A 13,376-nucleotide genomic window follows, 5' to 3' on the forward strand; every position below is an offset into this window, starting at 1 on the left:
CGGAGGCGTTACACTACGGCCTATGATGCCCGATTCCTTCTTTTCGCGCCCGCGCCGCCGTACCGTCATTTTTGTCGCGGTCATCGGCGCACTGCATTACATGGCGCTGGAATGGCTCACCTCGCGTGCCAGCATGGTGGCGCTGGGGCAGGATCATGGGCAGGTGGTCAGCATGGCATTGATCGCCGAAGCACCCAAACCCCAGCCGGTGCTGGCGCCGCTTCCGCCGCCCAAGCTGCGGCCCGTTCCCGAGCCCCGCCTGCCGCCACCGCCGCCGCCGACGGACCTGCCGTCGAGCGAGATAGCCCAGTGGACGGCGCCCGCCAGTGACGTGCCGGAAGGTCCGGTTACGTCCGAGCCGGCTGCTGTGGCCGCCCCCGCCATCACGGCGCCTGCGCCCGCCGTGGCCGCCGTGCCCGCACCGGCCAGCGCGCCGCCGCCAGCCGTCGAGCAGGCACGGCACTACAAGACGAATGTGCCTGCCTCGGCCCAATTCGACCTGCACGTGGACCGGCGCGATGCCGACGGCACCAAGTGGCAGGGCGTGGCGGCCATGGCGTGGGAAAACAGGGGCGATACCTACCAGCTGAAACTGGAAGTGGGCTTGAGCATGCTGATCACGCGCATCAACCTTCTGGTGCTGACCAGCGAGGGCGTGATCGATGCCAGCGGTATCGTGCCCGTCACGGCCACGGAGAAGCGCAAGGGCCGCGCGCAAACGGCCACGCATTTCAACCGCGACGCCAAGGCCATCACGTTTTCGGCCGTGACAGCCACAGCGCCGTGGCAAGAGGGGGCGCAAGACAAGGCCAGCGTGCCGTTCCAGCTGGCCGCCATCGGCCGCGCCGACGTCAACCAGCTGGCGGGCAACATCGATATCCTCGTCGGCGAGGAAAAGGAAGCGACCGTGTTCCGCTTCCAGCTGGTGGGCGAGGAAGAGCTCGATACCAAAATGGGGCGCCTGGTGACCTGGCATGTGCGCCGGCCACCGAAGCCCGGCACCTATTCGTCGCAGCTCGACATCTGGCTGGCGCCGTCCATGCAATGGTATCCGGTACAAATACGCAATACCGAGGCGAGCGGGGCGCTCACCACGCAAACCGTAACCCAAATTCGCGTCAATGACGCTACAGGAAAATAAATGACTACTTTGACCACGTTGAAACGCGTTGTGCTCGCCAGTTTGCTGGCCGCCACCCTGACCCCGGCCATGGCCGACGCGCCCTTGGAGCATCCCGTCATCAAGCGCCCGTACAAGCTGGTGCCATCGGCTGACCTCGTCTACTCGATCAAGGCCCGGCAGCGCGGCATCGGCTTGTCCGGCGAATCGGTCAGCAACTGGCGCGTGGGCGACGGCAAGTATTCGCTGCTGGCCGAAACCAAGGCTGCCCTGTTCGGCAAGATCCTGGAACAGCGCAGCGAAGGCACGGTCGACGATTTCGGCCTGGCGCCCTTCCAATTCGTGGAAAAGCGCTTCCGCAAGGATGCCGTCACGACGACCTTCAAGCGCGACAGCAAGACCATCGTCTTTGGCGAAGGCGACGAGACCTATCCGCTGAAAGGCGGCGAACAGGACCGCAACAGCGCCGTCTGGCAACTTGCCAGCGTGGCGCGTGCCGCGCCAGAGAAGTTCGTCCCCGGCTCGGAATGGGCGTTCTTCGTGGCCGGCGCGCATGATGCCGAACCGTGGACCTTCAAGGTCGTCAAGGAAGAGCCTGTTTCCACAGGCATGGGGGAAGTGGCAGCCATCCACCTGGTCAAGGCGCCGCCGCCGGACAAGAAGGGCCAGCAAGTGGACCTGTGGCTGGCACCATCGCTGGAATGGTATCCCGTGAAGGTGACGTTCGCCGATGCGGATGGCGGCGATTATGTCGAGCAAACCTTGCAGAAGATCGTAAAAAAGTAAGTGCTTGCTGTCATATCAAATATCGTTTTTCTCTATTTTTCACCCCTAACGGCAAATGCCGGGGTCAGACCCGTCGGGTCTGACCCCGGATTTTCACTGTTGCTTGTTTTGCTGATGCAACACTCGACTTGTCGACAGCGCCATCCCCCTCTTCCACAAGTCGAATTGCATGTCAGAACTGATATACTGACGCCCCCGCCCCGCAGCGCCGCGTTAGCCCGCTGCGCCGCCCGCTGAACACTCATCCGGAAAAGAATGATTGATATAATGGCAAGTGCAGCCGTGGCTACGGATGCAAATCAGACAGAGCAAGAGCATCACGATTCCTTGCAGGCGCATTTCCAGCCCAATATTTCGGCCGATGAAATTGAGCAAGTTTTTCACTTGAAGCGGGCGCAGCCCTTGCTGCAAGTGTTTACGGCCCTGTTCCATGGCGGTTTCGATGGCGTGCTGGTGCGTCTGCTGGTGTTGCGCGAGCTGGCGTCCGATGCGGCCACGTCCGCCTATACGCGCGCCGATATCAACACCAAGCTGGCTTATTTATTGCCGGAAAGCCTGGAAACGGTCTTGCTGCGCCTGCGCTCGAACCAGTTGCTGGCCTGGGATGCGCAGCAGGGCGTGTACCGCGTTACGCCCATGGCGCGCAATGTGCTGTCCGCCATCGACAGCTTGCTGGGCCTGGGCCAGACGGAAGACGAAGCGGAAATGGGTTTCCTGTTGTCACAGGTGGCGGGTGCGCAAGCCGTGGGCGGCGTGTCGGTCGAGCAACTTCAGCATTTGCTGGGCCGCCTGGTGGACTTGACGGAAGAATTCTCCGACGCCATCGCCTCCGGTTCCGAATTCCGTTTGCGCACGGCGCAGGCGAAGTGGAACATGGCGTGCGACTGGGTTGAGAAGGGTTCCGAGATTCTGGTGGCCATCACTTCCGATGAAAACGCGGACAGCGCCACGCACAAGGCGGCGCAGGCGATCGGCCGCGCGCAAAGTAAATTGTTGAACATGCAAGGCATGTTTTCGCGCGCGCTGAACCAGATCGAGCGCCAGCGCGTGCACCTGGGCCAGTCGGGCCTGTCGACCACCGACATCAAGCGCTGGCTCTTGCTGCATGAAGACCTGGCCAGCCTGGCCGAGGGCGCCATCGACCAGCCTGTCGTGCCCCTGTTCTCCACGCCGGCCGAGATGATCGACGTGGCCGAAACGGAACTGCTGTCCGAACGGGCGGCGGGTGTCATCAACACGGGCCTGCCCAGCGGAGAGGACGCGCCCACTACCATCAGCGACGGTCCCGCCATGCAACTCGAACTCGATGACTTGCTCGAACGCCTGTCGAACTTCGCCAGCCTGGGCAATTTCCCCAGCATCGGCGAAGAAGGGCCGAAGTCCGTACCGGTGCAGGACTCGCTGCTGCCGGCCAGTTTTGCCGTGGCGTCCTACCGCGCCTCGATGCTGCCGCTCCTGGGCGATGTGTCCGAAGCGAGCTTGCAAGGCTCGACGGCCGAACTGGCGCGTTTGCCGATCACCTTTACACCGACCGACGAGATGGTCCAACTGACCGACCCCCACGTGGCGGCCATGTCGATCGCCTCGCTTTCACTGAATGTTTCACTTGATTTAGATAGCGGCACAGCCGATGAATGACGATTCCCAAATCCTGATTGCGCGCCTGCTCACGCATCAAACCCTGCGCCGCGACGACAAGCTCGTCAAGCGTGTGCTATCCGACGAGCTGTTCCGCGCCGAAATCGATGCGCGCCTGCTGGCCTGCGGCTTGAAATTGCTCGACAACGTGTACGCCGACCATGTCACCCTGGCCCTGACGCGCACCATCGAACCGAAGATTTTCGGCGCGCGCGACGTGTGGCAAAACAATAATTTTGGCCTGGCACGCGATGGCGTGGCCTTGCTGGTGGTGCTGTGGGCGCAGATCATCCTGCCCAAGCGCGAACGCCAGGAAACGCACCAGCATGCGGATGATGACCAGAACGATATGTTTGGCACGGAAAAGCCCCTGCCGCGCGCGGAAGACGCATCGATCGGCATTTCCTACAAGGCGCTGCTGTCCGACTTCGGCGACAAGCTGGGCAAGAAGACGCGCATGGACATGAATCTGGGTACCCTGGCCAAGCTGGGCTTCATCGAGCGGCGCGGCGACTTTATCCTGGAAGGTCCGCTGCTGGACTTGATGATGGATACGGACGTCCTGAAAGAGCGCATCATCAACGGCGCCCTGGCCGACGTGTTCAAGCGGGCGCCTGCGCGCCTGGTGGCTGTCGACCCCGATGCCGACCTGGCAGACGACCTGTCCGCCGACATCGGCGACTTGCCCGACGCCGGCGACGAGCCCGTGTCCGACCTTCCTCACTGAAAGCACCCATGTTTCATATCAAATCACTTGAACTGGTGCACTGGGATTACTGGCAGCGCATCAAGAATATTCCGCTCGACGCGAAGATCATCACCATCGCGGGGCAGAACGGCTCGGGCAAGACCACCTTGCTCGACGCCTTGCGCACCTTGTTCGGCCTCGACTGTTCGATGGGGCGCACCTATAAACACTATGCGCGCCACTCGGGCCAGCAAACGGCATGGCTGCGCGCCGTGGTCGACAACAAGAACGTGGGCAAGCAGCTGTCGAACCGTCCGTTCCGCAGTTCCGGCTTCTTCAGCGACGATGAAGTGACCCTGTTTTGCCAGATCCAGAAGAATGGCGGCGACTGGAAGCGTCAGTATCTGATGCGTCCGGGCAATGTGCAGATCGAAGACATCACGGATGCCAACGACTGGCTGGGCGTGGAAAACTACCGCAAGCGCCTGGCCAATGCCGGCCTGTCGCCCGCCATGTCGAAAGTGCTTGCGCTGGAGCAGGGCGAAACGGACAAATTGTGCGAATACGCGCCGCGCCAGCTGCTCGACCTGGTGTTCCAGGTGTTCGGCGACAAGGAAGTGCTGGATGCCTACGATGAAGCCAAGCGCCACCAGCGCGATACGGAAGTGGAGCTGAAGCGCTTCGAGACGGAACTGGAAGCGTCCAAGACCAACCTGGAAGGCTTGCGCCTGCGTGTGGCCAATTACCACCAGTGGGAAAGTCTGCACAAAGAGCGCCGCAACTTGCTGGAAGAAGTGCTGCCCAGCCTGCAATACCACGAGGCGCGCGAAAAGGCGGCCACGGCCAGCCGGCAATTGCGCGATGCGCGCAAACCGATGGCGCAGGCGGATCAGCAGCTGACCGACAAGCGCAATGCGCTGGCCGCGCAAGCGAAGGCCCTGTCCGACGCGCAAATGAACGAAACCCTGCTGGAGCAGGAATCCATAGGCCTGCAGAGTCGCCTTTCACTGATCAATGCAAAACTGAAACCGCTGGACAGCCTGCTGGAACAGAAAGACCGTTTGCAGAAGCTGGCGGCCGACTCGGGCAGCGATATCGCTGAAGTGGCGGCCCAGCTGGAACAGAAGGAAGCGCAATTGCTGCAGCAGCGCCAGCAGCGCGACGCCTTGTCCGCCCGCATCGCGGGTGAGCAGGCGACGATTGCCGCGCTGCAAGGCAAGACGGCCATGCCGGAGCCGGACAATGTGCGCGGCATGCGCCGCGCGCTGCGCGATGCGGGCATTGCACATGCGATGTTGTCGGACATCGTCGAAGTGACGGACAGCCGCTGGCAGGGTGCCGTCGAAGGCGTGCTGGGCGGTTACGCCTCGGTCGTCCTGCTCGATAAAGCCAAGGATGCGGCCGCTGCCTACCGCCTGGCCGAGAAAGAACGCTATCGCCACTTCATCGTGCCGGAGCTGGTCACGGCACCTGTCGCCAACGACGAAAGCCTGCTGGCCGTGGTGAAATTCTCCGCGCCCGTGCCTAGCTGGTTGATCGAGCAACTGTCGCGCATTGCGCGCGTCGATTCCGTCGAAGCGGGCTTCAAGCTGGGCAACCACGAAGAGTGGATCACACCCGAGGCGTATCACCGCGAACGCCGGGGTGGACGCTCCCTGTTCGTGGAAGCATCGCGCTACCGCTTCGGCCAGGCAGGCCGCAGCGGCCGCCTGGAAGCGCTGCTGCGTTCCTTGCCGGGCCTGGAAGGGCAGGAAGACACGCTCACCCTGGCGATCTCGAAGCTGGCGGCGGAAGTGGGCGCTTTAAAAGCGCGCATCGCCGGCGTCGACGCGGCCAAGGAACTCAGTGCGCGCCAGGAAGAATTCGCCGAAGCGCTGCGCAATTCGAAACCGCTCAAGGAAGAGCGCCTGGAAGTCGGCGGCCGCCTGGGCGAGCTGCAGAATCTGACCAAGAACGCCACCGTGGCGCGCACGCGCGCCGATACCGTGTGGCAAAACGCGCGCCTGGCCCTCTCGGAAGCGGAAGCCGGTTCGCGCCTGGGCTACAAGAAACAAATTGAACAGCGCGCCGAGCACGCGCGCGCCTTGCTGGCTTTGCGCCATGCGTGGCGCCATCTGCCGAAAAGCTGGCGCCGTCCCGCGCGCCGCGCGGCCCTCGTGGCCGAACACCAGAATGCGCACCAGGTCGACTTGCGCGTGGCCAGCCTGCAAAACAGCCTGGCGCGCGACGACTGGGAACTCGACGCCACCGTCATCGACCAGCACCACCGCCTGTCGGACCAGTTGCATGGCCGCCAGTCGGAAACGGACGAGCGCCGCTACCAGAACAACCGCGCCATCGAAGCGACGGGCAATGCGCGCGGCGCCTACATGGAGCGCTTGCGCTACACCATCAAGACTTATAGCAAGAACATCAAGGAGCTGGGCGAGCTGGCCGGCATCGAAGTGCATGCCGACCCTGTGCGCCTGGAAAATGACGACGTGCAACTGTCGCAGGCGGGCTTGCACGTGCGATTCAAGTTTGACGGCAAGGGCGTGATCGGCATGAACGATGGCGAAGCGTCGGGCGGCCAGCAGGTGATGAAGTCGCTGGTGCTGCTGATCGGCTTGCTGAAATCGGAAGACGGTTCCGGCGGCTTCGTCTTCATCGATGAACCGTTTGCCCACCTCGATATCCGCAACATCCAGCTGGTGGGCGAGTTCCTGAAAAACACGGAAGCGCAATACCTGATGACGACGCCGTTGACGCACAACACGGATGTCTACGATCCATCGGAGCTGACGCTGATCACCAGCAAGAAGAAAAAGGATACGCAATGGGCGCAACCGATTTTCGTTCTGCAGCGCAGAGTCGAACCCGTACCGGGCAAGGCCGCGTGATGGCCGTGCGCAAGCTCGTTCTGGCCGCTGCCCTGTCGCTGGCCTTGGCCGGCACGGCCGTGGCCAACGACGGCATCGGTTCCGTGAGCGCGGGCGGCATCCTGTTCGGCAAGACCGATGCCGTGGCCATGAAAAAGGAAGTGCTCAGCGTGAGCACGGACTTGATCAAGGTCGAATACGAATTCCTCAATGAATCGGCGAAGGATGTGGAAGAGACGATTTTCTTCCCCTTGCCAGAATACGCGGCCGGCTACCATGGCTCGCCCACGTATTATGGCCAGCCGCAGCAGTTTACTGTCGACGTGGACGGCAAGCGCAAGGACTATAAAACCACCTTCGTCGCCAAGCTCGACAGCAACGATGTGACGGCCCGCTTGCGCCAGTTGGGCTTGTCGGACGCGCAGATCGCCTATTTCCCCTCGCACACGCCGTTCGACAGGAAAGTGGCGCCGCTGACGGCCGCGCAGAGCAAGATCATGATCGGCGAAGGCTTGCTGGCGCAGTTGTATGACGAAGAATGGGTGCCTGCCTGGACCGTGAAAGTCATCTACCTGTGGCAGCAGAAATTTCCCGCCGGCAAAGTCGTGCGCGTGCGCCATCAATATGCGCCATTCGTCGCGGCCGGGCCCGGCGCTTCCTACCTGGGCGATGGCAATGCATTTGAAAAGAAATACTGCGGCGACCAAGCCTTCTACAAGACGTGGAACCGCCTGGCGGCCAAGCAGGGCGAAAGCGGCTTCGTCAATGCTGTCTGGGTATCGTATATTTTGACGACGGGCAACACCTGGAAGAATGGCATCGAAGACTTCACCTTGAACCTGATCAAGGGCAAGCCGGATGAGCTGATCAGCCTGTGCTTCCCTGGCACGTTCACCAAAATTAACCCCACCACCTTGCAAGTCAAGCTGCGCAACTTCCATCCGAAGCAAGACTTGGATGTGTACTTCGGCAATGTCGAAGGGACGGTTAGCCACGACGGCGTGGCGCCGCAGATCCGGCCATAGCAGAATGAGCACATGAGTGGGCAGGAGGCACTGGCGGCGCGCCTGCGCGCCATCGCCCGCGCCACGCCGTGGTGTATGCAAGCCCTGCAGGCCGTGCAGCAGTTGGGCTTGCCCCACTGCTGCATCGGCGCCGGTGCCGTGCGCACGCTCGTGTGGGATGCCTTGCACGGCTACGCAGAAGCGTCGGCACTGAGCGACGTCGACGTGGCGTATTTCGATGCGCACGATGTGCAAGCCCGGCGCGAGGTGGAACTGCGCCAGCGCCTGGAAACCCTGCTACCCGGCGTGCCGTGGGAAGTGTGCAACCAGGCCAGGGTGCATCTGTGGTTTGAAGACGCGTTCGGCTATGTCGTGCCGCCATTGCTGTCGCTGGACGACGCCATCGCTTCCTGGCCCGAGTTTGCAACGGCCGTCGGCATTTATCTGCAGCCTGATGGCGAGATCGGCATCATCGCGCCGCACGGCCTCGATGAGCTGTTCGCCATGGTGGTGCGGCGCAACCCGGCGCGCATCAGCCTGGATGGATATGCGCAGCGGCTGGCCAGTAAAAACTATGCGGCGCACTGGCCGCGCGTCACCATCATCGCCCCGTAAGATGATGGTGTAAAACACAATTAAATGCATCGTGGATACATTTTTCATATAATTGCCAATTATCCAATAGTGCTTTCAGCATCCTCATCCAATGTCCTTATCGATTTCCACGCCGCTGCGCCGCATCGGCCAGCTGTTCTTCCTTTCTTCCGCCTTCGTGGTGCCCGCCGCCTGGGCCGACAGCTACGGCGATTTCCAGCAAGCCAGCGGCCAGCTGGAAGCGCTGATGGCCAAGGCGACGACGCACAGCGGCTTGCCGCGCCTGGGCGACCCTGACGTGGCAGCGTTGTTTGCCCGGATTACCGATGCGCCGCGCCTGTTCCAGGCGCCCGTCGCCGCGTTGCAGGACATGAATCAGAGCGTGGCCCTGTGCGAGCGGGCGACCAAGCTCGGCAAGGCGTATTACGCGTTTGACTTGGAGCGGCCGTTGCCGCTGTCGGGGGCGGAATTGCAGCAGGCGCGCGCGGACCAGGTAAGGCAGAACCTGGCCAATTATGGCGATGAAATGAGTACTTTTTTTGCCTTTGGCATGCATTGCCATGGTCATTTGATTCAGCTGATGGAGCAGGAATTCAGTGCCCTGCCCGCCGATGCGGTGAGCGGGACCGAGCGTCTGCGCGCGCGCGCCTTCAGCAAGGGCTCGACCACCATGTATGTTGGCGTGGTGCAATTCGTGCAAGTGCCGTACTGGAACGTGGCGCAAAAGAAGCGGATGCTGGAAGCGGCGGCACAGCACGCCACGGCGAATGTTGCGTTGATGCCGCCGCCGTTGCGCGAGCGTTTGCTGGGTACTCTTGCGCAGGCGGATCAGGACCTCGATCCAACCCTGGCGCCGGCGCTGGCGACGATACGCCAGGCGCTGTCCGTGACGACGTGCGAAGGCCTGTGCCAGTTCTATTGAGCTAGGGCGGACTTACTCGGGTGCCTGCAAAGGCTTGTTGCGCTTGCGCCAGCGCAGCAAGCCCCAGGCGTAGACGGCGTAGTAGCCGATGACCAGGCCGTAGGCGGCCATGGTCAGCGTGCTCTGGCCGAACGGCGGCGGCGGCACGGGCACGTCCAGGCGCGTGTTCAGGTAGATTTCCATGCCACGGTACAGCAAGCGGGCGATGAACAGCATCGTGATGGCCAGGCCCAGGTAGCGGTGCTGGGTAAAAAAGAAATCTTTTCCTACTTGCTCGAAGCGGGTCAGCTTCAAGCCCAGCACGCCCAGCCAGCCACCGGCCAGCGCGCCTGCGCCCAGGCTGGACAGGGGCAGGACCTCGAATTTCGTCGTCGTCGCCAGGAACAGCAGCAGCGCGGGAAACGCGACCGCCACGCTCCAGTGCCGCCACAGCTGCGACTTCTGGCGCGCCACCAGTTTCTTCAGGCGCGAATAAATGCGCCAGACCAGCAGCGGGACCAGGAACAGCAGGGCGAGGGTAGTGGTTTCCATGTAGGCATTCGGGTGCGGGTAAAACAGCGATTGTAAGCGAGATGGGGGCGGCCGGCGATGCTTGTCAAACAGTAAAAGTTGCTGGTTGACATTTACATGGCATGAACGCACTATGCCTTGTCACAAAGCGCCGCCATGAGCGGTGCCGTGCGCTCGCTGCCTGTCACCACCTTCATACACTGGAGTCCCATGTCTACTCGTTTGCCTTTGCTGCCTCTCACTGTTGGCCTGATGGCCTCGTCTTCCCTGGCCATGGCGCAAGATGGCGCTTATCAAGCCCCGCCGGCGCCCCTGCAAGCCATCGTCGATGCGCCGCGCGCGCCGACCCTGAGCCTGAGCCCGAAACGCAACCTGGCCGCCGTGCTGCCCACGCCATCCTTGCCCAGCATTAGCGAAGTGGCGCAGCCAGAACTGAAGCTGGCGGGCTTGCGCATCAATCCGCGCACGTATTCGGCCAGCCGTTTCAGTTTTCACACGGGACTGGGCTTGCTCGACATCGATACGCAGAAGGAAATCAAGGTCAGCGGCTTGCCCGCCTCACCCCGCATCGCCGATCTGGCCTGGTCGCCCGACCAGCGATACCTGGCGTTTACGCACATCGCCTTTGCCGATCCCGCCAGGGGCGTGAAGGAGTCCGGCGTGGAGCTGTGGCTGCTCGACGTGCAGACGAAAGCGGCGCGCAAGCTGGGCAATCAATCGCTGTCGGCCGTTTATGGTCGCGGCTTTTCCTGGATGCCCGACAGCAAGACCTTGCTGGTCCAGCTGAAACCGGCCAAGCTGGGAGCGGCGCCCGTGGCGAGCGGCATTCCGACGGGCCCATCCATCCAGGACAGCGTGCCGGGCAGCGGCGTCAAGCAATTGCGCACCTATCCCGACTTGCTGAAAAACGAACAGGATGCGCAGCTGTTCGAACACTACATTACCGTCCAACTGGCCTTGCTGGACGTGGCGGGCAAGCAGCGTCTGGTTGGCCAGCCGGGCCAGTTCTCGCGCGTGTCGGCCTCGCCCGATGGCAAGCACCTGCTGACGACCAGCATCGTGCGTCCGTATTCCTATATCGTGCCGGCGCATGACTTCGGCCATAAAATCGACGTGCGCGACCTGAATGGCAAGGTGGTGCATGCGGTGGCGGCCCTGCCGCTGGAAGAAGGGCTGCCGCCAGGCAATGATGCCGTGTCCGCCGGCGTGCGCTCCGTCAGCTGGCGCGTCGATGCGCCCGCCACCCTGGTGTGGGCTGAAGCGCAGGATGGCGGCGACCCGGCCAAGGCGGTCGAGATCCGCGACATCGTCTATACGCAGGCGTCACCGTTCACCAACAAGCCGGCCGTGCTGGCCAAGCTCGGCTCGCGCTATGCGGGCGTGGCCTGGGGCCGCGGCGACCTGGCCCTGCTCAGCGAAGCGTGGTACAAGACGCGCGCCGTCAAGCAATGGCGCATCCAGCCGGATCAGCCGTCCGCCGTGGCGGGCACGCCTGGCGACCTCGTGTATGCCGGTTCCTTCGAAGACCGCTACAACGATCCGGGCCAGCCCGTCATGCGCGCGGACGCTGCCGGCTTGCCGCGCCTGCTCATCGCCGCCGATGGTTCCATCCTGCTTGACGGCCAGGGCGCTTCGAAGGAAGGCGACCGTCCCTTCATCGACCGCCTGAACCTGGCGACGAAACAGAAGGAGCGGCTGTTCCAGAGCGCCGCACCGTATTATGAAAATGTGGTGGCCGTGCTGGACGAGGATGGCAGCCGTTTGCTGTCGACGCGCGAATCGCCGACCGAGCAGCCGAATTTCTTCGTGCGCAACCTGAAACAGCAGGGCGCCGCGCAATTGACGGCCCTCACGCATTTCCCCCATCCGTTGCCGCAACTGAAGGACGTGCAGAAAGAGCTGATCCGCTACAAGCGCGCCGATGGCGTGGACTTGACGGCCACCCTGATGCTGCCGCCAAACTACGACGCCCGCCGCGACGGTCCGCTGCCGACCCTGATGTGGGCGTATCCGCAGGAATTCAAGACGGCCAGCGCGGCCAGCCAGACCAAGGGTTCGCCGTACAAATTCAATGCCGTCAGTTACTGGGGCCCGGCCGCCTTCCTGTCCATGGGCTACGCCGTGCTTGACAATCCATCGTTCCCCATCGTCGGCAATGGCGAGCAGGAGCCGAACGACACCTACCTGCCGCAGCTGGTGGCTGACGCCGAAGCTGCCGTCGACGAGGTGGTGCGCCGTGGCGTGTCCGACCGCAACCGCATCGCCATCGGCGGCCACTCGTATGGCGCCTTCATGACGGGCAATTTGCTCGCGCACACGCGGCTATTCCGCGCCGGCATCGCCCGCAGCGGCGCCTATAACCGCACCTTGACGCCGTTCGGCTTCCAGGCGGAAGAGCGCTCGTTCTGGCAGGCGCCGGCCGTCTACCAGGCCATGTCGCCGTTTAATTATGCGGACAAGATAAAGGATGCGCTGCTGATGATCCATGGCGAGCAGGACAACAACTCGGGCACTTTCCCCATCCAGAGCGAGCGCATGTTCCAGGCCGTCAAGGGACTGGGCGGCACGGCGCGCCTGGTGATGCTGCCGAACGAAAGCCACGGCTACCGCGCGCGCGAATCGATCATGCAGATGCTGTATGAAAGCAACAACTGGCTGGAGAAATATGTGAAGAACGCGGCGCCGCCGGCCGCCGACGTCAAGCCGGCAGGCAAATAAGGGCAGCGGCACGCATCTCGTGGTATGGTCTTCCTTTGTCTGCAGGGAGGCCAGCCATGTCAGTCATCAACGCCCACCGCGCGCCTGACCCGGCGCCAGTCGATGAACCCATGCCGGCGCCGGAGCCGCAAGAAGCACCCGGGCGCCAGCCGGGGCCCGTGCATCCGGTGCCGCAGGACGATCCTGTGCCGCACCCGCATCCCAGTTAATCTCGTCAAGAAAGGCTGTTTTAGATGGCAATTGTCAAGGAAGTCTACACACGCAAAGTCAGCGGAGAATCGTTCGACTATGAACTCGATTACACCCAGGGCGCGGACGTGGCCTGGATTGCGCGCGTGTACCACGACGGCGTGCTGAAAGGCTCGCCGCACGGCGCGCTGACGGCCAACGTGCTGTCCGGCCCCGCGCTGGAACAATATCTGCGCGCCTACGTCGAAGGCATGATCGAGCGGGGGCTTGACGTGGCCGAATAAACTGTTTGTGGTAGAGCAAAGAAAAGGGCGCCGAGGCGCCCTTTGTTGTTTCTGGTGGTGTCGGA

General features: G+C 62.7%; 12 protein-coding genes. 11 read left to right on the top strand and 1 reads right to left on the bottom strand.

The genetic code is table 11. From position 1 onward, the window contains the following. Positions 1-22 precede the first annotated feature (22 nt). The 8 genes from ACQ4WZ_RS23960 (at position 23) to ACQ4WZ_RS23995 (ending at position 9,610) form a co-directional block, all read left to right on the top strand. Positions 23-1,141 (top strand): DUF3108 domain-containing protein, encoded by a 1,119-nt coding sequence (locus ACQ4WZ_RS23960; RefSeq protein WP_436574669.1) that lies wholly within the window; start codon positions 23-25, stop codon positions 1,139-1,141. After that, positions 1,142-1,906, top strand: coding sequence for a DUF3108 domain-containing protein (locus tag ACQ4WZ_RS23965; RefSeq protein ID WP_436574670.1), 765 nt, complete (start codon positions 1,142-1,144; stop codon positions 1,904-1,906). A gap of 267 nt (positions 1,907-2,173) precedes the next feature. Next, positions 2,174-3,544, top strand: coding sequence for a hypothetical protein (locus ACQ4WZ_RS23970; RefSeq protein WP_101483685.1), 1,371 nt, complete (start codon positions 2,174-2,176; stop codon positions 3,542-3,544). Continuing rightward, on the top strand, positions 3,537-4,271 hold the full coding sequence (locus tag ACQ4WZ_RS23975) for a hypothetical protein (protein WP_101483686.1): 735 nt from the start codon (positions 3,537-3,539) through the stop codon (positions 4,269-4,271). The genes ACQ4WZ_RS23970 and ACQ4WZ_RS23975 overlap by 8 nt, the downstream gene beginning before the upstream one ends. Positions 4,272-4,279: 8 nt before the next feature. After that, a complete protein-coding gene (locus tag ACQ4WZ_RS23980) occupies positions 4,280-7,111 on the top strand; it encodes an ATP-binding protein (RefSeq protein WP_436574671.1) in 2,832 nt (943 codons plus the stop codon). Between the two features lie 5 nt (positions 7,112-7,116). After that, entirely contained in the window at positions 7,117-8,115 is a 999-nt protein-coding gene (locus ACQ4WZ_RS23985; RefSeq protein ID WP_436574672.1) for a DUF4424 family protein, read from the top strand. A gap of 12 nt (positions 8,116-8,127) precedes the next feature. Then, positions 8,128-8,709 (top strand): nucleotidyltransferase family protein, encoded by a 582-nt coding sequence (locus tag ACQ4WZ_RS23990; protein ID WP_436574673.1) that lies wholly within the window; start codon positions 8,128-8,130, stop codon positions 8,707-8,709. Positions 8,710-8,800: 91 nt separating this feature from the next. Continuing rightward, positions 8,801-9,610, top strand: a complete 810-nt coding sequence (locus tag ACQ4WZ_RS23995) for a hypothetical protein (RefSeq protein ID WP_133988758.1) — start codon at positions 8,801-8,803, stop codon at positions 9,608-9,610. 12 nt (positions 9,611-9,622) lie between these two features. Here ACQ4WZ_RS23995 and ACQ4WZ_RS24000 read toward each other — a convergent pair whose 3' ends face one another. Next, a complete protein-coding gene (locus ACQ4WZ_RS24000; protein WP_436574674.1) occupies positions 9,623-10,141 on the bottom strand; it encodes a CcdC protein domain-containing protein in 519 nt (172 codons plus the stop codon). Between the two features lie 189 nt (positions 10,142-10,330). On the opposite strand from ACQ4WZ_RS24000, the gene ACQ4WZ_RS24005 reads away from it, so the two are divergent. From ACQ4WZ_RS24005 to ACQ4WZ_RS24015, 3 genes are read left to right on the top strand one after another with little or no spacing between them, the layout of a single operon-like run. Continuing rightward, complete coding sequence (locus ACQ4WZ_RS24005) at positions 10,331-12,838, top strand: alpha/beta hydrolase family protein (protein WP_166674651.1); 2,508 nt, start codon at positions 10,331-10,333, stop codon at positions 12,836-12,838. Positions 12,839-12,894: 56 nt separating this feature from the next. Continuing rightward, a complete protein-coding gene (locus tag ACQ4WZ_RS24010; RefSeq protein ID WP_166674650.1) occupies positions 12,895-13,047 on the top strand; it encodes a hypothetical protein in 153 nt (50 codons plus the stop codon). A gap of 24 nt (positions 13,048-13,071) precedes the next feature. Then, positions 13,072-13,311: a hypothetical protein gene (locus ACQ4WZ_RS24015; RefSeq protein WP_034753464.1), complete on the top strand. Its 240-nt coding sequence runs from the start codon at positions 13,072-13,074 to the stop codon at positions 13,309-13,311. Positions 13,312-13,376 lie beyond the last annotated feature (65 nt).

Origin of the sequence: Janthinobacterium darwini (genome assembly GCF_051380905.1) — a bacterium.
GTDB lineage: Bacteria > Pseudomonadota > Gammaproteobacteria > Burkholderiales > Burkholderiaceae_D > Janthinobacterium.

Excerpts from the sequence above, each read along its gene's own strand:
- ACQ4WZ_RS23960 (WP_436574669.1), top strand. The coding sequence starts at position 23 with ATGATGCCCGATTCCTTCTTTTCGCGCCCGCGCCGCCGTACCGTCATT.
- ACQ4WZ_RS23965 (WP_436574670.1), top strand. The coding sequence starts at position 1,142 with ATGACTACTTTGACCACGTTGAAACGCGTTGTGCTCGCCAGTTTGCTG.
- ACQ4WZ_RS23970 (WP_101483685.1), top strand. The coding sequence starts at position 2,174 with ATGGCAAGTGCAGCCGTGGCTACGGATGCAAATCAGACAGAGCAAGAG.
- ACQ4WZ_RS23975 (WP_101483686.1), top strand. The coding sequence starts at position 3,537 with ATGAATGACGATTCCCAAATCCTGATTGCGCGCCTGCTCACGCATCAA.
- ACQ4WZ_RS23980 (WP_436574671.1), top strand. The coding sequence starts at position 4,280 with ATGTTTCATATCAAATCACTTGAACTGGTGCACTGGGATTACTGGCAG.
- ACQ4WZ_RS23990 (WP_436574673.1), top strand. The coding sequence starts at position 8,128 with ATGAGTGGGCAGGAGGCACTGGCGGCGCGCCTGCGCGCCATCGCCCGC.
- ACQ4WZ_RS23995 (WP_133988758.1), top strand. The coding sequence starts at position 8,801 with ATGTCCTTATCGATTTCCACGCCGCTGCGCCGCATCGGCCAGCTGTTC.
- ACQ4WZ_RS24000 (WP_436574674.1), bottom strand. The coding sequence starts at position 10,141 with ATGGAAACCACTACCCTCGCCCTGCTGTTCCTGGTCCCGCTGCTGGTC.
- ACQ4WZ_RS24005 (WP_166674651.1), top strand. The coding sequence starts at position 10,331 with ATGTCTACTCGTTTGCCTTTGCTGCCTCTCACTGTTGGCCTGATGGCC.
- ACQ4WZ_RS24010 (WP_166674650.1), top strand. The coding sequence starts at position 12,895 with ATGTCAGTCATCAACGCCCACCGCGCGCCTGACCCGGCGCCAGTCGAT.
- ACQ4WZ_RS24015 (WP_034753464.1), top strand. The coding sequence starts at position 13,072 with ATGGCAATTGTCAAGGAAGTCTACACACGCAAAGTCAGCGGAGAATCG.